The sequence below is a fragment of the Rhizobium sp. LARHSG275 genome (assembly GCF_052871115.1).
The window spans coordinates 13,563-31,166 of the sequence record NZ_JBIXJN010000031.1 but is presented as its reverse complement, the minus strand read 5'-3'; the positions used below and the strand labels follow the sequence as shown (position 1 = coordinate 31,166).

Annotated in this window: 16 protein-coding genes and 1 pseudogene; 10 read left to right on the top strand and 7 right to left on the bottom strand. The window is 55.8% G+C overall.

Annotated features, from left to right (window positions below; all coding sequences use genetic code 11):
* Window positions 1–76 precede the first annotated feature (76 nt).
* From ACIPSK_RS30195 to ACIPSK_RS30175, 5 genes are read right to left on the bottom strand one after another with little or no spacing between them, the layout of a single operon-like run.
* Window positions 77–865, bottom strand: coding sequence for an ABC transporter permease (locus tag ACIPSK_RS30195; protein ID WP_017968964.1), 789 nt, complete (start codon window positions 863–865; stop codon window positions 77–79).
* Entirely contained in the window at window positions 862–1,890 is a 1,029-nt protein-coding gene (gene nodI / locus ACIPSK_RS30190) for a nodulation factor ABC transporter ATP-binding protein NodI (protein WP_446533093.1), read from the bottom strand. Before nodI ends, ACIPSK_RS30195 begins: the two co-directional genes overlap by 4 nt.
* 38 nt (window positions 1,891–1,928) lie before the next feature.
* Window positions 1,929–3,209: a chitooligosaccharide synthase NodC gene (gene nodC / locus ACIPSK_RS30185; RefSeq protein ID WP_017968966.1), complete on the bottom strand. Its 1,281-nt coding sequence runs from the start codon at window positions 3,207–3,209 to the stop codon at window positions 1,929–1,931.
* 20 nt (window positions 3,210–3,229) lie between these two features.
* On the bottom strand, window positions 3,230–3,880 hold the full coding sequence (gene nodB, locus ACIPSK_RS30180) for a chitooligosaccharide deacetylase NodB (protein ID WP_017968967.1): 651 nt from the start codon (window positions 3,878–3,880) through the stop codon (window positions 3,230–3,232).
* Entirely contained in the window at window positions 3,877–4,467 is a 591-nt protein-coding gene (locus ACIPSK_RS30175; RefSeq protein WP_017968968.1) for a NodA family N-acyltransferase, read from the bottom strand. Before ACIPSK_RS30175 ends, nodB begins: the two co-directional genes overlap by 4 nt.
* 235 nt (window positions 4,468–4,702) lie before the next feature.
* Here ACIPSK_RS30175 and ACIPSK_RS30170 point away from each other — a divergent pair, with 235 nt between their 5' ends.
* The 10 genes and pseudogenes from ACIPSK_RS30170 to ACIPSK_RS30125 all read left to right on the top strand — a co-directional run bounded on the left by ACIPSK_RS30170 (window position 4,703) and on the right by ACIPSK_RS30125 (window position 15,130).
* The gene (locus tag ACIPSK_RS30170) at window positions 4,703–5,659 is read left to right on the top strand and encodes a LysR family transcriptional regulator (protein ID WP_017968969.1); all 957 of its coding nucleotides are present in this window, start codon (window positions 4,703–4,705) and stop codon (window positions 5,657–5,659) included.
* 506 nt (window positions 5,660–6,165) lie between these two features.
* Window positions 6,166–6,444 (top strand): phosphopantetheine-binding protein, encoded by a 279-nt coding sequence (locus ACIPSK_RS30165; RefSeq protein ID WP_026154649.1) that lies wholly within the window; start codon window positions 6,166–6,168, stop codon window positions 6,442–6,444.
* Window positions 6,444–7,652, top strand: coding sequence for a beta-ketoacyl-[acyl-carrier-protein] synthase family protein (locus ACIPSK_RS30160; RefSeq protein WP_017968971.1), 1,209 nt, complete (start codon window positions 6,444–6,446; stop codon window positions 7,650–7,652). Before ACIPSK_RS30165 ends, ACIPSK_RS30160 begins: the two co-directional genes overlap by 1 nt.
* 493 nt (window positions 7,653–8,145) lie before the next feature.
* The gene (locus ACIPSK_RS30155) at window positions 8,146–8,697 is read left to right on the top strand and encodes a sugar O-acetyltransferase (protein WP_017968972.1); all 552 of its coding nucleotides are present in this window, start codon (window positions 8,146–8,148) and stop codon (window positions 8,695–8,697) included.
* A gap of 433 nt (window positions 8,698–9,130) precedes the next feature.
* Window positions 9,131–10,957, top strand: a complete 1,827-nt coding sequence (glmS, locus tag ACIPSK_RS30150; RefSeq protein ID WP_017968973.1) for a glutamine--fructose-6-phosphate transaminase (isomerizing) — start codon at window positions 9,131–9,133, stop codon at window positions 10,955–10,957.
* Between the two features lie 79 nt (window positions 10,958–11,036).
* Window positions 11,037–11,528: a MaoC family dehydratase gene (locus ACIPSK_RS30145; RefSeq protein ID WP_017968974.1), complete on the top strand. Its 492-nt coding sequence runs from the start codon at window positions 11,037–11,039 to the stop codon at window positions 11,526–11,528.
* Between the two features lie 285 nt (window positions 11,529–11,813).
* The gene (gene nodX / locus ACIPSK_RS30140) at window positions 11,814–12,917 is read left to right on the top strand and encodes a nodulation protein NodX (RefSeq protein ID WP_017968975.1); all 1,104 of its coding nucleotides are present in this window, start codon (window positions 11,814–11,816) and stop codon (window positions 12,915–12,917) included.
* 415 nt (window positions 12,918–13,332) lie between these two features.
* A pseudogene (locus tag ACIPSK_RS30135) lies at window positions 13,333–13,623 on the top strand (cytosine permease); the annotation flags it as partial.
* A complete protein-coding gene (locus ACIPSK_RS30130) occupies window positions 13,554–14,303 on the top strand; it encodes a cytosine permease (RefSeq protein ID WP_080635756.1) in 750 nt (249 codons plus the stop codon). The pseudogene ACIPSK_RS30135 and the gene ACIPSK_RS30130, both read left to right, overlap by 70 nt.
* Before the next feature lie 293 nt (window positions 14,304–14,596).
* On the top strand, window positions 14,597–15,130 hold the full coding sequence (locus ACIPSK_RS30125; RefSeq protein WP_080635757.1) for a cysteine hydrolase family protein: 534 nt from the start codon (window positions 14,597–14,599) through the stop codon (window positions 15,128–15,130).
* A gap of 303 nt (window positions 15,131–15,433) precedes the next feature.
* Here ACIPSK_RS30125 and ACIPSK_RS30120 read toward each other — a convergent pair whose 3' ends face one another.
* Window positions 15,434–16,489: a TlpA disulfide reductase family protein gene (locus ACIPSK_RS30120; protein ID WP_162118149.1), complete on the bottom strand. Its 1,056-nt coding sequence runs from the start codon at window positions 16,487–16,489 to the stop codon at window positions 15,434–15,436.
* A gap of 217 nt (window positions 16,490–16,706) precedes the next feature.
* Window positions 16,707–17,345: a hypothetical protein gene (locus tag ACIPSK_RS30115; RefSeq protein ID WP_017968978.1), complete on the bottom strand. Its 639-nt coding sequence runs from the start codon at window positions 17,343–17,345 to the stop codon at window positions 16,707–16,709.
* Window positions 17,346–17,604: the final 259 nt, after the last annotated feature.

The window sequence follows — 17,604 nt, the reverse complement described above, 5'->3', positions numbered from 1 at the left end:
GATGAAAGCAAAGGCTTGTCTAACCAGACGGACCAAAGCATTGATCTACCGTCGGGATGCGCTCCACCAATGATCGTCAGCGCAACAGGCGGCGTCGCAGCAAGGCTGTCGATAAAAAGAATGGGATGACGATGTAGATGCAAAGTGCGCCGACGTGCTGGCAGACATCCACCACGGGGTGACCGAGCATTATCGGACGTATGAGGTCGATGGAATGCGACAGAGGAAGAAATCGCGCAGCCGTCTGAAAGACAATGGGCAGTTGATCGACTGGAAAGACGGCACCCGAGAGGAACAATATAGGTGTGATAACAAGCGTCTGATAGAAGATGAAATAATCATAGCTCGGAGCAAGGGCGGTGACGACCATCCCAAGGCTTGCAAAGGCCAAACCCGTCAGCGCGATGACCGGAAGCGCATATAGCAGCGACAGCCACTGCGTGTACCCTAGAGCGGCGGCGACCACGCCTATGCCGGCACCCGCCAGAGCGGCCTTCGTCGCCGCCCAGGCCATCTCACCGAGAACGATATCGCCTAGCCTCAGCTGTGTGTAGAGCATCGCCTCCCAAGTGCGCTGACCCTCCATCCGGCCGAAAGCTGCGTAAATCGTCTCAAACGTTGCAGCCGTCATCGCACTTGTCGCGACCATTCCAGCTGCCAAGAAAGCAGTATAGGAAACGCCACCAACGCGGCCCACCATCACGCCCAAACCAGCGCCAAGGCCAAACAGGTAGATCAAGGGTTCGGCCAAATGACCCAGAAGCGACGCCAGCGCCGCCTTCTTCCATGCAAGATAATTTCGACGCCAGACAGCAATCCAGTTCAAGCTGCCGCCCGGCAATGCCGTTACGCTATCTCCACTCATTGGTACTTCCCCATCTCGCGTCCGGTTAACCGCAAGAAGACGTCCTCTAGGTTTGGCGGCCGCTCCAGGAGGCGCAGACCCCAGTGTCCGCGGAGTTGCGCCCGAACTTGTTCTGGGTCGGGGGTGTAACAGAACAGTGTCTCGCCGCTGATTTCGATGCGCCGTGCGTATGGCTTGATCAAAAGGCTAAGCTCCTGGGGGTCTCCGCCATAGATCTCGATGACGGGGCAGCCGATCTGCTCCTTTATCAGGTCAAAGGGGCGGCCTTCGGCTATCTTAACTCCACCTTCGAGCACGCACAGCCGGTCACATAGGCGTTCTGCCTCTTCCATGATGTGGGTCGTCAAAAGGATCGTCTTGCCTTGCGCCAACAGCGATCGCAAACGCTCCCAGATCAGGTGGCGTGCGTGCGGGTCGAGGCCGGTGGTCGGTTCATCTAGTATGAGGATCTGCGGGTCATTGATCAGCGCGCGCGCCAATGATAGGCGCCGCTTCATGCCTCCAGAAAGATCGGCCACCCGCGTATCTGCCTTGTTTTCAAGCCGCGCAAATTCCAGCAGCGAGGGCACGATCGCTTCGATCTCCGTGGTCTTCATGCGGAAGTACCGGCCGTAGACAAACAGGTTTTCCCGTACCGTGAACTCCATGTCGAGATTGTCGAACTGAGAGACGACACCGATACGGGCGCGCGCCGAACGAGCCTGCCGGGGTACCTGCACTCCGAGCACCGAGATGATGCCCGCATCAGGCGACGTCATTCCTAGAATCATACGGCTGATCGTGCTTTTTCCGGCGCCGTTTGGGCCTAATAGGCCAAAGCATTCTCCTGACCCAATGTTGAAAGACAATCCGTCAACTACGGCCTTCCCACGATATGATTTGGTAACGCCGACGAGCTCGATCGCAATAGAAGATATCGCTCCTACTTGGGGAGCGATTGCTTCTGAAATCGAAATGCACGGTAGGTTGCTTTGGCGGCGGAGCGTCTCAGCCACAGCTGCCTGTAGATCCGATTGACCGTTCATGTGGTTCCTAAGGTTTACAAGATGCGGCGACACAGCGATTATTCGCCGCTGAAAGTAGCTTCGGGGGCCGCAAGCATTGGAGTTTCGGAGGCCTTCTGCTTCCGAACGGCGCCTGATGCGTTGACTCCGGAGCCGCGCGACAGCCAATCACTGTTGGACAACGTACAGAGCGCATAAGCCTTCACCGGAAGTAATAGAAAGACGTTCACGAGCGTGTGCAGCGAGAAACCAAGAAATCTAAGCTGCCTGGCACGATAAGCAGCTACGCCGCATCGTATCAGCGTCAATGATCCAATCGTTCCTATCGTCCACCAGGGCACTGAACCCGTCAGGGCGAACTGTGCAAGACCCGCCAGTACGGACAATGCAAGCAGAAGAGGGCCGGCATTCTGCCCGACGACGTCCAAAGTCAGATACCAGTTCATGCCACGGAGGAGGTGAAGCCCAAGCAGGGTATCTCGGAATGTACTCCGTGCCCAACGCAGTTGCTGGCGCAGATAGGCAGCCAAACCGTCAGGAACGACGGTTGCGGCGATAGCGCTTGGGACATATTCGGTACGGAAGCCGGCGCTTAGCATTAGGATGGTCAGATGACGGTCCTCGCCAAAGTCACTCGGCTTTCCCCGATAAAGCTGCGTCTCGTATTGATCAAGAAGCAAGACGAAGGCGGACCGGCGGTACATGGCACAGGGTCCACAGCAACACATCACGGCACCGAACCGGCCCTGCGCGGCGCGCTCCTCATTGCAGGCCAGCCAGTACTCCATGTCGATCAATCGGGTCAGCCACGAGTCGCTCTGATTGCTTGCTACAAGCTGCCCCATCACCGCACCGACCGCCGGATCGCGCATTTTCTGACTGAGTTTGGAAACCACGTCGGAGGCGAGAGTGGTGTCTGAATCCACGTTCAGGATCAGGTCCCCGGACGATCGGGAAATGGCAGCGATTTGCGCTTTGCGCTTTCCGACATTCCTGGGGAGCATGATGAATTCGAATCTCGCGTCGCCCGCATAGGCAAGCTGTTCGGCCACCACGGCGTCGCGATTTCTGGAACCGTCGTCAACCACATAAACTCGCAACACCCCCGGATAATCCTGGTTGGCAAGGGATGCCAGGCAATCGGACAGGACGCGCGGGCTCTCGTTGAACGAAGGCACGATGATGTCCACGCTTGGCAGAGAGCTCTCTTCGACGGTGTTTTCCGCTGTTTCCGACTTGAGAGTTCGGAAAGCGTGAAGGACCTGTACACTCCTATAGGAGGAGGAAAGCAGTCCATAAAGCGAGACGGCGGCGATGCTGGTTGTTTCAAGCAAGGTCATGGTTTCTCGTCGATTTAGTTTTACTGGGGAAGTGAACGAAGGGAAAATCCACGGCTATGCAGTGCCGGGATAATCGCCAAGAGCGCCGAAAGTGTTTGATCACGCAGTCCGGTGAGCTTGCAGTTCCCGATCTCATCAGGTGGGCAACCGTCGTGCAAAAGCACGATTGCACCTGGCCGAGCAGCAGCGAGTACCGCGTCAACGATAGAATCGACTCCGGGACGGGACCAGTCTCTCGGGTCTATCGACCAGTGAACAGGTCGAAGTCCGGCGTTCATCGATCTTGAAAGGACATCCGCGTTCCAAGCGCCGTATGGCGCTCGTATATGTTGAACCGCAACTTGGGGACACGCAGAGACGATGGCTTCGTTTGTCTCCTTTATCTCTCGTTCGATCGCCTCCGAGTCACAGGCCGTAAGATCGGGGTGGGTCATCGTGTGATTGGCGACCAAGTGACCTTCTGCCGCAACACGGCGGACAAGATCGGGGTGGTCTTTGACATGCCCACCGAGGACGAAAAAGGTGGCTGGTACGCGGTGTTCGGCGAGCACATCCAGGATCTGGCCAGTGCAGTGCGGATTGGGACCGTCGTCGAACGTCAAGTAGATGTTACGATCGTCGCTTCCTGCCTCATCGAACGGCACTTCGCTTATATAAGCGCGCCGCTTCATAGCTCGCATCCGTTTCGTTCGATCAATGATCCAGAAGGCCACTCGCTCATTGGTCGTCCTATGGGAAATACCAGGACGAGCACGTCTTCGGTGCGCGTGGAGGGCATATCCGGCAGCGCATCTGGAAGGGTCGAGCGTACACGAACCCCCGTGACGATATTGGAGATACCGTCTCGGCAGAATCTCTCCACGTGGTTCCGCATAGCATGTCGGACGGTACCGAACGCGAACGGCACCGCCAGCTCCTGCAAAGCCGGAGCCAAAGCGCGGATCGAGTGAGGGATGCCAAGCCCCTCCAGATCCGGCCGCACGCCGTACAAGCCAAGTTCGGCGACCAGCAAATCGGTATCACCAACTTTTATGAAGCGACGCAGCAACCCCATGTGACTTGCTATGCCTTTTGAATCGTAAGCAATTGCCCGGCGTTCCGGCCTCGCACCCGCCCAACTGCGGCCAGTCTCGAAAGGTTTGGCATTGAATGCGCCAGTCGGACCATAGGTTGCTCGGAAAAATTCAGACAGTTCCGCATGATCCGACGGTTCGAGATCATTTTCCCAGGTTATTTTCCACCGCACTCCAGCAGACATGCAAAGCTCCAATTCGTTCCTCAGCCAACAAGCCCAAAGCAGCAGAGATTGGTTCAGGCGCACACGCTGATAGGACAGATGGGACCGCTTGTCGTCTATTTGCGACAGATACGATCCGCCTCCGCTCGCTAGTTTGCTTTGGCGCCTTGATAAGTTCCGGCCTTTCTAATAAGCACTCAGAAAGATTGGTAAAATTGATTGTTTGGATCACAATCATCTACAGCGTGGATCGAGAATGCGTTTTAAGGGCCTGGATCTAAATCTTCTCGTGGCACTCGATGCTTTGATGACCGAGCGGAAGCTCACCGCGGCAGCGCGTAGCATCAACCTCAGTCAGCCAGCCATGAGCGCAGCCATCGGCAGGTTGCGCGCCTACTTCAACGACGAACTGTTTCTGATGCAGCAGCGCAGACTTGTCCCGACACCGCGAGCGGAGGCGCTCGCCCCTGCAGTTCGCGAGGCTCTTCTGCACATTCAGCTCTCTGTCATTGCGTGGGATCCATTAGTCCCGGCGGAATCTGACCGGCGCTTCAGAATCGTACTGTCCGATTTCATGACGCTCGTATTCTTTGAAAAGGTGATAAAGCGCGTAGCGCGCGAGGCACCTGGCGTCAGCTTTGAATTGCTCCACGTCAATGATGATCCGGACGAACGTCTCCGCAGTGGAGACTTGGATTTTTTGATCCTTCCGGATCAGTTCATGTCAGCCACTCATCCCAGCGCGAAGCTGTTTGAGGACAAACTCGTATGCGTCGGCTGCCCTAGCAATCAGCAGCTGCGCGGGAAACTTTCCCTCAAGCGATTCATGTCGATGGGGCACGTCGCGGCCATGTTTGGACGTACTTTGAAGCCATCCATTGAACAATGGCTGTTACTGGAGCACGGTTTTAAGCGGCGTGTCGAAATCGTGGTCCCCGGTTTCAACTCGATCCCAATGTTACTTCAGGGGACGAATCGGATAGCAACCCTTCCCTTGCTGCTTGTCAGACATTTCGAACCGACGATTCCCCTTCAGATCGTAGATCATCCGCTACCTCCTCTCTCGTTCACAGAAGCACTACAGTGGCCGTTGCTTCACAATTCTGACCCCGGGAGCATCTGGATGCGCAACATAATACTGGAGGAGGCTTCGCGCATCGAGACATCCTCCGAAAGATGCTCTCAAGAGCCCAGAGCGACCCAATCCTGGTAGAGCTGCAGTCGCTTACGGTATCTCACTGCAGGCGTTGGCGACCTGACTGCTTCGCGCGTTGACCAGTCGAACCGTTTTTAGTTTCGCGATTAGTTTTGATGAGGATAGCAAGTGACGCTGCGAAAGCTGCCACCCCTCGCATTCCGCGTTTCCACCCATCCGAACTTGGATAAAAATAGTGTGTTTTTGGCCGGCAGCCACGCTCGGCTCGATCAGTTGTCAAAGTCGCGAATCCACGCGAACCTCTCCGCGTCCTGGATATCGCGCTTCATATGCGCGCCACATGTACAAAGGTACAAGGGAATGGTGCGCGGGGCTCATTCCTTCATCCATACTGCGGATGCTTTCGATCCAATCAATCAATTTTACCAATCCTTCGGCATGCTCCATAGCACAAAACCAGACGTAGGCCGGCCCCTCCCGCAGGAGCATCGAACGTGCTCAAGCCCTGCTTGCCCGGATGTGCGCCGCGTTCAGGACTAACTGGAATGATGGAAAGGAACATGATGGCCGATCAGCTCACAGTAGAAATCATTGCTGCAATCAAAAACCTCGCCCAATCGGAAAATGGCGGGAGGATTCCTGCAGCAATCGGAGACATCACCGCTGATAGCGAATTGACCTCCCTTGGCATCGATTCACTGGCTTTGGCCGATGTGCTCTGGGACCTGGAGCAGGCCTACGGTATCAGGATCGAGATGAACACGGCCGATGCTTGGTCTAATTTGAAAAATATCGGCGATGTCGTCGAAGCCGTTCGCGGCTTGATCGCGAAGGAGGCGTGATGGACAGGCGCGTCGTAATCACGGGAATTGGCGGACTATGCGGATTAGGAACGAATGCCGCATCTATTTGGAAAGAAATGCGCGAAGGCCGCTCCGCAATCAGCCCGATCATCACGACAGATCTTTATGATCTGGAGGGCACCGTTGGTGCCGAGATCAAGGCGATACCGGAACACGACATCCCGCGCAAACAGCTTGTCTCTATGGACCGCTTCAGCCTTCTCGCGGTGATTGCTGCAACCGAAGCCATGAAGCAGGCCGGACTTTCCTGCGATGAACAAAATGCCCACCGCTTCGGCGCCGCGATGGGCGTCGGCGGACCCGGCTGGGGAACGATCGAAGAAACCTACCGTAGTATCCTTTTAGATGGAGTGACCCGGGCGCGCATCTTCACTGCACCGAAGGGAATGCCAAGTGCGGCTGCCGGCCACGTCAGCATTTTTTTGGGGCTACGCGGCCCCGTCTTCGGCGTCACCTCTGCCTGCGCTGCCGGAAATCATGCCATCGCTTCCGCGGTAGATCAGATCAGGCTGGGCCGTGCAGACGTCATGCTTGCCGGGGGAAGCGATGCGCCGCTCACATGGGGAGTCCTGAAATCATGGGAAGCACTGCGCGTGCTTGCCCCTGATACCTGTCGCCCGTTCTCCGCCGATAGGAAAGGCGTTGTCCTTGGCGAGGGTGCCGGAATGGCTGTCCTGGAAAGTTACGAGCACGCTGCTGCCCGCGGTGCGACTATGCTTGCCGAGGTTGCTGGAATCGGACTTTCCGGCGATGCCTACGACATTGTCATGCCCTCCATCGAGGGACCGGAGGCCGCAATGCGCAGCTGCCTCGCCGATGCCGAGCTAAACCCGGACGATGTAGACTACCTGAACGCGCACGGCACCGGCACCGTTGCGAATGACGAGATGGAGACGGCAGCGATCAAGCGCGTCTTCGGAGACCACGCTTTTCAGATGTCCGTCTCCTCCACCAAGTCCATGCACGCCCATTGCCTGGGTGCTGCCAGCGCACTTGAAATGATTGCCTGCGTCATGGCGATCCAAGAAGGTGTCATACCGCCCACCGCCAACTATCGTGAGCCTGACCCCCAGTGCGATCTCGACGTCACTCCCAATGTCCCGCGTGAGCGCAAGGTGCGCGTAGCGATGAGCAATGCGTTCGCCATGGGAGGCACCAACGCCGTCCTGGCATTCAGACAAGTGTGAAGAGGCGGCGGACGATGTGGCCGTGAATGGTTCCAGCTGCAACCGCGAGGGTGGTGCCGCTGGAGAGAAGCTAACTGGCGTGCCGTTACGAATGCAGGTCAATTCGCACCAATGGTTAGTCCACAACGGCTTGCCGGGGATTGCTCACAAGGCGGGATGAGGAAAATATGGTTGCGTTCCGCAGTTATGATCATTCACGCAACCGGCTGGAAAGAGCGCCCGCTCCGGGTTTGGCACTCGGAGCGGCTCTTCAACTTCACTTGCTATCGATTCCGCTTGCCGGCCGGGCTGGTCACTGCCACTTTCAATCCACTGCTGTCGAACGAGCCTCTGGACCACGCAAACGCCGCTTTGCCGACCGCTTTCCTGCCGGGACTTCTCTTCTGCGCCATGCGATGTCGAGCGTCGAGAAGAGGAGCTTATCTGAACCTCGTTCAAGCCGGGCGTCAGAGGACCAACAACTTCATCGATGAACGCGAACTGAGAACAGACAATGACACGCACTCAAAAAGAAAAGATGCTGGCGGGCGAGATGTACAACCCGGCGGACGAGGAGATTCAGACGGACCTGTTGGCCACGGGAGCTTGGCTGAAGAGATATAATGATACTCTGGGAAGTACGGCCGAGCATTGGAACGCACTTCTTCTGGAGCGACTAGGAGAGGTCGGAACTGGAGCCGTCATCCGTCCGCCATTTCATTGCGACTACGGCTTCAACATCAGGCTTGGTGCCTACGTTTACATCAATTTCAACTGCGTAATTCTTGACGTAGCAGAAGTGACGATCGGTGCTGGGACGGCAGTCGGACCGGCTGTGCAGATCTACACCGCCGACCATCCGCATGATCCCGAGCAGCGGCAGGCTGGTCTGCAGCTAGGTCGGCCTGTCCGGATTGGCAAAGACGTCTGGATTGGGGGTGGAGCAATTATCCTCCCAGGGGTGACGATCGGCGACAACGCCGTCATCGGCGCCGGAAGCGTAGTCACCCGCGATATACCCGCAGGGGAAAAGGCCATGGGAAATCCGGCTCGGTTGAAGCGCTGAGGCAAGCCGCTGAGAACGCCATAGTCAAGGCGGTGCTTGTGAACCAACACTCCCACTTGCCACCAAGCCGATATGGCGTGGTTGATTCTTAAATCTTGGATATCAGACCGGCCAACGCGGCAACCACGACGGCTTTCTGACGGATGCACATATGTGGGCTTTGCACGTCTCGTCGAACCAGTGGAAACTGAACTCGCCTGAGAAGGCGAGGTGTTTCGCCATCAATTCAATGAACTTGGTGCGGCATCTCCACCTACATTGAGCGGATCTCGTAAAGGCAATGGCGCGAGTTGCATCCACAATTTGGATGTGCGCGATCACAACAATCGATTTTAAACATCTTACCGGATGCGATTAGAAGGTTCCGCAAATGGGCGCGCTACAAAGCATCGTGGCACCTTCGTCCTTTGGCACACCGAACGGAGACAAATCAATGTGTGGGATTGTTGGCATCGTCGGGCGGCGCCCGGTGTCGCAGCGACTGCTCGACGCGCTAAAGCGTCTGGAGTACCGCGGATATGACTCCGCTGGCGTTGCCACGATCTCTGAGGGCACGTTGGAGCGCTGCCGCGCGCAGGGTAAGCTCGTCAATCTTGAAATGAGGCTAAAGCAACAGCCGCTAGACGGGATCATCGGCATCGGCCACACCCGCTGGGCTACTCATGGGGCGCCGACAGAACGAAACGCTCATCCACATATCGTCGACGGTATTGCCGTCGTTCATAACGGTATCATCGAAAACTTCGCGGAGCTGAAGGCCGAACTGGAGGCGACTGGTGCGGATTTCGAGACGAGCACCGATAGCGAGGTCGTCGCGCATCTCCTCGCAAAATCCCGTCGCGGCGGTATGAGCGGCCGAGAGGCCATGCACGCGATGCTAAAGCGGCTGAAGGGAGCCTTCAGCCTTGCAATTCTTTTCCAGGATGAGCCAGCCACCATTATGGCGGCGCGCAATGGACCTCCGCTGGTGATTGGTCATGGCGACGGGGAAATGTTTCTAGGCTCCGACCCTATCACGCTTGCTCCCTTAACCAACGAAGTTACCTACCTGGTTGACGGCGACTGGGCCGTGATCGAGAAAACAGACTTCAGGATCTTCGATAGTGAGGGCAATGTCGTCACACGCCCTCGACACACCTCGATGGCCTCTGTCGACCGAGTGACCAAGGGCGACTATGACCACTTCATGCAGAAGGAGATCTACGAACAGCCCGAGGTCATAGCCGGTGCTCTCGCCCGCTACATCGATATAGCCAGCAATCGGGCAGTTCAAGTATCAACGGAACTGAATTTTGCAAACGCCAGTAGCCTCGTGATCTCCGCATGCGGCACTGCCTATTTGGCAGGCCTGATCGGCAAGTACTGGTTCGAACGCTACGCACGCCTGTCAGTGGAAATCGATGTCGCTTCAGAGTTCCGCTATCGCGATATCCCCCTGTCGCCACATGCGGCGGCGCTTTTCATCTCGCAGTCCGGTGAAACCGCCGACACGCTAGCATCAATGCGATATTGCAAGGCACAAGGGCTGAAGGTCGGCGCCGTCGTCAATGCAAGCGAATCGACCATTGCCCGAGAAGCCGATGTCATCTTCCCGATCCTCGCAGGTCCTGAGATCGGGGTCGCCTCGACCAAGGCGTTCACTTGCCAGCTCGCAGTTCTTGCTGCTCTGGCCATCAGTGCAGGCAAGGCGCGCGGTACGATTACCGAGGACGAGGAGCGGCAACTGGTCATGAGCTTGATTGAAATGCCGCGCATCATGAGGCAGGTGCTGCGGAACATTCGGCCAAAGATCAAACTCCTGTCGCGGGAACTTTCGGGATACTCTCATGCGCTCTTTCTTGGCCGCGGCACCAGTTTCCCTTTGGCGATGGAAGGCGCGCTAAAGCTCAAGGAAATTTCCTATATCCACGCTGAAGGCTATGCCGCCGGTGAACTGAAACACGGCCCGATCGCGCTCGTCGATGAAAACATGCCCGTCATCATTATCGCGCCACATGATCGATTCTTCGACAAGACCGTCTCCAACATGCAGGAGGTTGCCGCACGCGGCGGCCGCGTCATTCTTCTCACCGATGAGAGCGGAGCTACGCGTTCGAAGCTCGATACCATTCACACGATCGTGCTGCCGGATGTCGAGGAAATAATTGCGCCCATCATCTTCTCTCTACCTCTACAGCTGCTTGCCTACTACGTGGCGGTCACCAAAGGAACCGATGTCGACCAGCCGCGCAATCTCGCAAAATCGGTCACTGTCGAATAATTGCATAGCTCCCGGAGCTAGCGCGATTTCGGACAAATACCGAAACCTTCTCATTGGAATTTAGAATAAGTGAGGTCGTATGAATGAAATTTCGCTCGTGGATGTCTTTGGGCGAGTTGGCCAGGAAGTTGGAAGATCCGAATGGATCATGATCGATCAATCAACAGTCGATCTATTCGCGGATGCAACGCATGACCATCAGTTCATTCATGTGAACCCGGAACGCGCTGCGGTGGAAAGCCCGTTTGGCGGCACGATCGCTCATGGTTTCCTGACTCTTTCACTTTTGTCGGTGATGAATTTCAGCGGGATGCCAAAAATTCGCGAGCAGACAATGGGCCTCAACTACGGCTTCGACAACGTGCGCTTCATGTCGCCCGTTAAGACTGGGAGTCGCGTACGCGGCCGCTTCGTATTGTCCGACTGCCGTTTTCGGGGCTCAAGCATGCTGGTGACGACCTACGAGGTGACGGTCGAGATCGAAAACGAGAACCGGCCCGCACTCACTGCCAGTTGGATCACGATTGTTCAGTTTGATCCAAAAGATCGGCCAAAGACGTCTCATAGTTGATCCTAGTTATAGGTATTACCCATCGATGTTGTTAACCAACGAAGGCAAACGATCTGACGGGGGATGCCAATGCCGCTCGGGTTTGCATCCGCAGGCGGCACTGGGCGAAATCAGTCGCCAAGGCGCAAACGGCTCTTTACCTCGACGACAGGCTGTCTGAGCCTTGAGAAGCGGCAATTACACCGTCTTGGCTGCAGACAACTAAGCCGTCCACCACCACACCTGACTTCTGTTCTCAATACACCGCCGAAAGGTTGCGCGGCATCTGCCGGCTAATGGACATTCATGGGACCATCCAATGAACACTCATCCGGCCACCGGAACAACTTCGACCTGTTAAGGCTCTTTGCCGCCTGCCAAGTGATGTTCAGCCACGCGTGGAATTGGCTTCACCTGGGCGATTCTTTGAACGGCACAACGGCCTTCAATCTGTTGTTTTCGACGCCGGGTGTTGCGATCTTCTTTGTAATCAGCGGCTTTCTAGTAACAGATTCTTACATCCGCTCATCGTCGGCGGCCTCTTTTTTCGTCAAGCGGTCGCTCCGAATCTTTCCTGCACTGTTCGTCAACATCGCCGTGATGGAACTTGCCCTGTTTGTGACGGGGGGATTAAATGTCACTGGCATCTTGCAGTATCTGTCTTACTTCACGGTCTACATTCTGACCGCTGCACGAATCTGGGCCGTCTACTTCACCTACGAGCCCTACACGATGAGCGGCTTTTACGGCGTCTCGGACCCAAGTGGAGTGCTGTGGACGCTGACGGTGGAGCTGACATTCTACCTCACCCTGCCAACGCTGTTGGAAATTTGGCGGCGGTGGAAACGAGCAGGGGCGCTAGTCGTTGCCGTCGCCGCTCTCGGGTCTTGGGTCATGGCGCAGTACTTCAACATAACTGATAGGTACAATCCGTTCCTGTCGGTGACAGTGGGCCCGACTTTCTGGATTTTTTCGATGGGAGTTCTTGCTCGGCTTTACTGGCATCGCGTAAGCAGGATCTTTGAGGGGAAGCTCTTGTGGTGGCTGGCAGCTCATCTCGCGATAACGTGGTGGGTAGCAGGGACGTCCGCTGCATTCATCTCTATCAACAATGCGGCGCCTGTCGATGCATTCCGAATCGCTATTCTAGCCGGTCTAGTCCTGTCGGCAGCGTACTCATTTCCGCGCCCTAACCTTTTGCGCGGGCAGGATCTCTCTTACGGGATCTACCTTTACCATATGCTCGTCATGCACACGCTGATCGGCATGGGATGGGTCGGCCACTGGTGGCTTTGGATCGTCGAGCCGGTCGGGACCGTGGCATTAGCCACTCTATCATGGGCGCTGATTGAAAAGCCGGCCATGAAGCTTCGCACATCGCTAGTCGCCAGAAGGCTTTCGGTCGCTTAAACGGAAAGCTCCTGTAAAAGATCGGAATTCAATCGAAGCTGCCACATTGGACGCGCCCAGATCGAGAAAATCGTCGTTCGTCCATGTGATTGGGTTTTTGACTGTCGTTCGACTGTTCCTTCGTACCTATTTCCGGGTCGGGCTATTCCCGCTGAGTTGGTCATTAGGGAATATTGGCCCCTCCGTGAGGGCCAACCAATATCATTCGATGGGTCCATTATTCTGACCCCCGAGAGCTAAACAACCGCCGCGGAACTCCGGCTGAACGGTCGCGGCAGGTCCGTCGCAGTTTTACCCGGCGCTGGCCGGCCGCGGGTTCTTGATCACGGCGATTGCCGAGTAAAGCTTCGACGGGTCCGAGCGAATATTTGTGATCTCCCATTCAGTGCAGGGTCCGCGGCTTGGCATCCCTCAGATGATCCAGTCTCGAGCGCAGTTCGGCGTGCTTGGTGCGATTTTCCCAATGCTTTTCGTCATGTTCATCTATTTCGGCTTCAGCGTCAGCAACACTCTGCTCGCCGCCCAGACTGTGAACGGAGTTGTAGCGGTTCCTCGCTCCGTTTCGATCGTAGTATTCACGATCCTGAGTTTTGCCATCGCGCTTTACGGTTATAAACTGATCCACGACACCCAGCGTTGGCTCACCTGGATCGCCTGCGCAATCTATGCTGTCGTCTTCGTTATCGTGCTGAGCAACCCACCCAGCCTGGACTACTGGCTGCCGGTAGCCACGAAGCCAGCGCTCGTCTTCGCCGGCATCGGCGTAACCTGTACCTTCGCCCTGTCGTTCCGCCTTATGTTGCCGACTATTCGTGCTACCTGCCGAGCAATGTTTCCTCGAAGAAGGTGTTCTGGTATACCTTCGCGGGCATCGCCGTTGCACTCTTCGCGATGATGCTCCTTGGTGCGCTGGTGGCGGTACAGATCCCCACCTTCAGTGACAACTCCGGTAGTAGTCTTGCTATGGTGTTCGGTAGTTTTTCGCCGATCTTGTATGTGCTGATCGTCTACGCGCTTCTGTGCATCAACGTGTTCAATCTCTACGGCGCGTTCATGGCAGTAGTGACGACCATACAACCATTTGGAAATATGCGTTTTGGGTCAACGCAGCGGGCCGTTGTGATGATCGCGATTGCGATCGCCAATGCTATCCTGTCTTATTTTGGCGACGGCGCCTTCTCGACCATGTTCTTGAATTTCATCTTTCTGATGAGCTATGCACTCATCCCCTGGACCGCAATCAACCTCGTTGATTATTACGTCTTGCGGCGTGGACAATACAGCGTAGCGGACATTTTCGATCCAGACGGCATCTACGGCCGATATAATCCGATAGCGATCGGCGCGTTCGTGTTTGCTGTCTTGGCGGAATCCCTTTCATTTTGATGTATTACTATACGGGCCCCCTGGCTGCCTATCTAGGCACATCGACGTGGCATGGATCGTCGGCGTGCCTGTCGGAGCTTGCCTCTACTACTTCCCGATGCGAGCACGGTTGAGCCGAACGGGTCCTGTGCAGAGCGCCACGAGATAGTCACCCTGAGGAGCGGCAGCCATGCGGCTCCATCCAGCAAAGGATTGATCAGTGCAGCCGCTCCACAACCTGCCTAAGATCGAACGGCCAGCGCTTCTGGTGGTCGATATGCAGAACGACTTCATACGCGCTGGCGCACCGTTCGATGTTCCCGCCGCGGGTCGGAATTGAAAACGATCCGTACCAGCGCATGCAGGATAAGTTCACATGGGCGCGTGGGCTAGCCGATGATATCAAGGGATGTCGTCCGGGACATCTGCGCTATTATTCTGACATCGAGGCCTATAGGGATTGTTGTGCCATTATTGATGAACTGGCTCCCGCCGCAGATGAGGTTCAGCTCACAAAACGTGGGTACGGTGCTTTCCTGGGAACCGCTCTGGATCCCATCCTGCGGGACCGAGATATCGATGGCGTCATTATAACCGGCGTCATGTCCGAGTGCTGTGTCGAAGACACCGCGCGACAAGCCTATCAGCTTCACTATCCAGCGGTGGTGATCAATGACGCAGTGGCCACCTATGACCCGCGGGCCACAGCGACAATGTTGGAGGTCGTGGAGAAGAATTTCGGGTGGGTTGCTGGCACCAGAGCGGTGATCGATTGGCTAAAAGCCGCTCAGGGGTCAGCGTGCTTTCGCATAAACGCAAGTAAACCAACAGCCCGTCGCCTGAGATAGAGTTGGCATTTGAAACCCACTGCGAACATTGCTGGATTGGGAACATAGCGATTGCAACCGAGGCGTTCCCATTATCGAAGTCTCCCACGCGTCAACACGTTCGAAATGCCCCCTACCATGTTCGCCTGCACACCTGCTCACGCACAGCCAAGGCGACCGATGAGGCGTCATTGAAGCATGGCGCGTAGATGAAAAGGAACGCTAGGGGGTTCGCCGAATTCCGCGGGCACTGCGTAAACAGCGCCCACGGGTTCTCCTTTCAAGACCGGTTCTGCGGATCCTCAGCGAATTCCCTCGTATCTCTTACCCCTTGTATTCGGCCAGAGCCTGCACCAGTTGCGCCAGGCATTCCTGCTTTTGGTCGTCTGGGAGAGACGAACCCTCGACCAGCTCCACCGCATGCTCGACCAATTCAATTGCCCGGTCTTTGTCGCCGCTATCATAGAAGTAAGGGGCAATTGTCGCGTAATAGAGCGCGCGTGAGATGCCATCTTGTTGCGGACACAGTGTGAGGATGCGCTCGGAGAGTTCCTTGCCCATCGAAAAGCGTTCCGCAAATGGAAGGCGGGAGTAGTCGTACGGTGAACCGAAGAGTTGCTGCATCGCCACCAGAAGCCAACGATCATCATTTTTTTCGATTGCATCTCGGACAAGTCCGGCCAATACGATCCAGCCCGCCTCAAAGTCGTGCATCATTTCAAGCAACACCTTGACATGATGTTCGCGGTATTGAAGATTATCCGGAAATCCCTCTTTGAGCTCTTCAATTGTCGAGAGCGCGGTCTTGAAATCCTTAATGCTCAGCGCGCCATTCGCGCGGTGAACGAGCGCTACTTCAAGCCACTTCTCGTGGGCTTTTTTCGCTTCTGCGCTGGTGTCCCAACTGCCGTCCATGACTTTTGTCAAAACGCGCTCGAGTAGGTCCGGGTCCGCAGGCTCCGGGTAGCCAATATAGGTGATGCTGTTGTCTCGGTCGACGACGAAAATTGTTGGATCTCCGACAGATCCGCTGGCAACCAACCAAAGCTTGTTCATTTCACCTGTATGCTCGAAGGCAATCGGGATCGTCGAATTCGGAAGCTTTTTATTTAGCCATGTCTCCACTCGCGCGCGGGCCTCGTCAGCCGTTGCAGCCAGCTCCCTTGCTGCAACCCCGAATGCCTCAACTCCCATATCCCGGTATTTCTCCTGCAACCGCCCCAGGTCGGCAAGGGCCTTCGGGCAAAATACGCAGCTTGTCGCGAAGAGTGCAACGATGTATATCGTGCCGCGCTGTAGCGCGAAAACCGGTTTGCCACATATCCAGGTGAGCATTTCGATCGACGGAGCTCGAGAGTCAATTAGGAACTGAGATCTCATTTTATCCTCCAACTCTAGTTCGCATGCAGCGTGCTAGCCGTGATGCCAGTCCTCGCAGACATCGGGCCGTCTGCCCTTGATTTCGATCAATCCTGCTCCGAAACATATTAAGTCCCTTCTTCCTCAGAATGATTGGAGATGCTGCCTGAGCAGCGCCGACAGGCTGCTCTTTTTCAATCCCACTTCTTCGGATCCGTGGAAAATTCGTATCAATCCTCTATCCCTTGTATTTTTCCAATGCCTGCAGCAATTGCGCCAGCCATTCCTGCTTCACGTCATCCGCGAGAGACTCACCTTCTAACAATTTCAATGCCTCCTCGATCAACTCCACTGCCCGTTCATTTTTGCCGTTTTCATGGTAGTAAGGAGCAATTGCCGCGTAAGAGAGAGCGCGCGACCTAGGATCCCATTGCGGACACAGTGTCAGAATGCGATCGGAGAGTTCCTTGCCCATGGAGAAGCGCTCCGCAAAAGGAAGGCACGAGTAATCGTACGGCGAACCGAAGAGTTGCCGCATCGCCGCCAGAAGCCAATCTTCGGAGTTTCGTTCAATTGCATTCCGTGTAAATCGGCCCAACGCTATCCAACCCGCCTCAAAGTCATGCAATTTTCCGATCAATGTCGCCACATGATACTCGCGCAAGTAGATATTGTCCGGGATCAACTTGATTGCCTTTTCAACTGCGGAGAGCACTACTTGGAAGTCCTTGACCTTTTTTACCGCCGAGATCTGATCAAGGAGCGCTGCTTTCAAACCCGGTTCCATGTTTGTCTCCGCAGTTTTAGTTCCGTTGAAGCTGCCAACCACGATGCCTTGTCCCCGCTTGACGAAGAACTTCCTTTTCCGGATGGACATGCGATCTCCGTTTCATACAAGCTGGCTCCGTCGCAGCCCGGGAACAATTTTCAAGCGTCGTGCCAATTGAGTTGATTGATGGGCAGAACGAAAGTTGGTGCTGCCACAGACACTTAGAGGTTTAAAATACTGGACCGAAGAATCCTAAACCGTGTCACGAAGCCGACAAAGTGACGACAATGTCGCACATATGTCATGGTGTCCCTGAAGAAGCCGCAGAGGGCGAGCCCCAATGACGCACCTCTCGGTCGATCGAGCG

Bases quoted from the DNA above. Each gene is read 5' to 3' on its own strand.
- ACIPSK_RS30195 (WP_017968964.1), bottom strand. From the start codon at position 865: ATGAGTGGAGATAGCGTAACGGCATTGCCGGGCGGCAGCTTGAACTGG.
- nodI (WP_446533093.1), bottom strand. From the start codon at position 1,890: ATGAACGGTCAATCGGATCTACAGGCAGCTGTGGCTGAGACGCTCCGC.
- nodC (WP_017968966.1), bottom strand. From the start codon at position 3,209: ATGACCTTGCTTGAAACAACCAGCATCGCCGCCGTCTCGCTTTATGGA.
- nodB (WP_017968967.1), bottom strand. From the start codon at position 3,880: ATGAAGCGGCGCGCTTATATAAGCGAAGTGCCGTTCGATGAGGCAGGA.
- ACIPSK_RS30175 (WP_017968968.1), bottom strand. From the start codon at position 4,467: ATGTCTGCTGGAGTGCGGTGGAAAATAACCTGGGAAAATGATCTCGAA.
- ACIPSK_RS30170 (WP_017968969.1), top strand. From the start codon at position 4,703: ATGCGTTTTAAGGGCCTGGATCTAAATCTTCTCGTGGCACTCGATGCT.
- ACIPSK_RS30165 (WP_026154649.1), top strand. From the start codon at position 6,166: ATGGCCGATCAGCTCACAGTAGAAATCATTGCTGCAATCAAAAACCTC.
- ACIPSK_RS30160 (WP_017968971.1), top strand. From the start codon at position 6,444: ATGGACAGGCGCGTCGTAATCACGGGAATTGGCGGACTATGCGGATTA.
- ACIPSK_RS30155 (WP_017968972.1), top strand. From the start codon at position 8,146: ATGACACGCACTCAAAAAGAAAAGATGCTGGCGGGCGAGATGTACAAC.
- glmS (WP_017968973.1), top strand. From the start codon at position 9,131: ATGTGTGGGATTGTTGGCATCGTCGGGCGGCGCCCGGTGTCGCAGCGA.
- ACIPSK_RS30145 (WP_017968974.1), top strand. From the start codon at position 11,037: ATGAATGAAATTTCGCTCGTGGATGTCTTTGGGCGAGTTGGCCAGGAA.
- nodX (WP_017968975.1), top strand. From the start codon at position 11,814: ATGGGACCATCCAATGAACACTCATCCGGCCACCGGAACAACTTCGAC.
- ACIPSK_RS30125 (WP_080635757.1), top strand. From the start codon at position 14,597: ATGTTCCCGCCGCGGGTCGGAATTGAAAACGATCCGTACCAGCGCATG.
- ACIPSK_RS30120 (WP_162118149.1), bottom strand. From the start codon at position 16,489: ATGAGATCTCAGTTCCTAATTGACTCTCGAGCTCCGTCGATCGAAATG.
- ACIPSK_RS30115 (WP_017968978.1), bottom strand. From the start codon at position 17,345: ATGTCCATCCGGAAAAGGAAGTTCTTCGTCAAGCGGGGACAAGGCATC.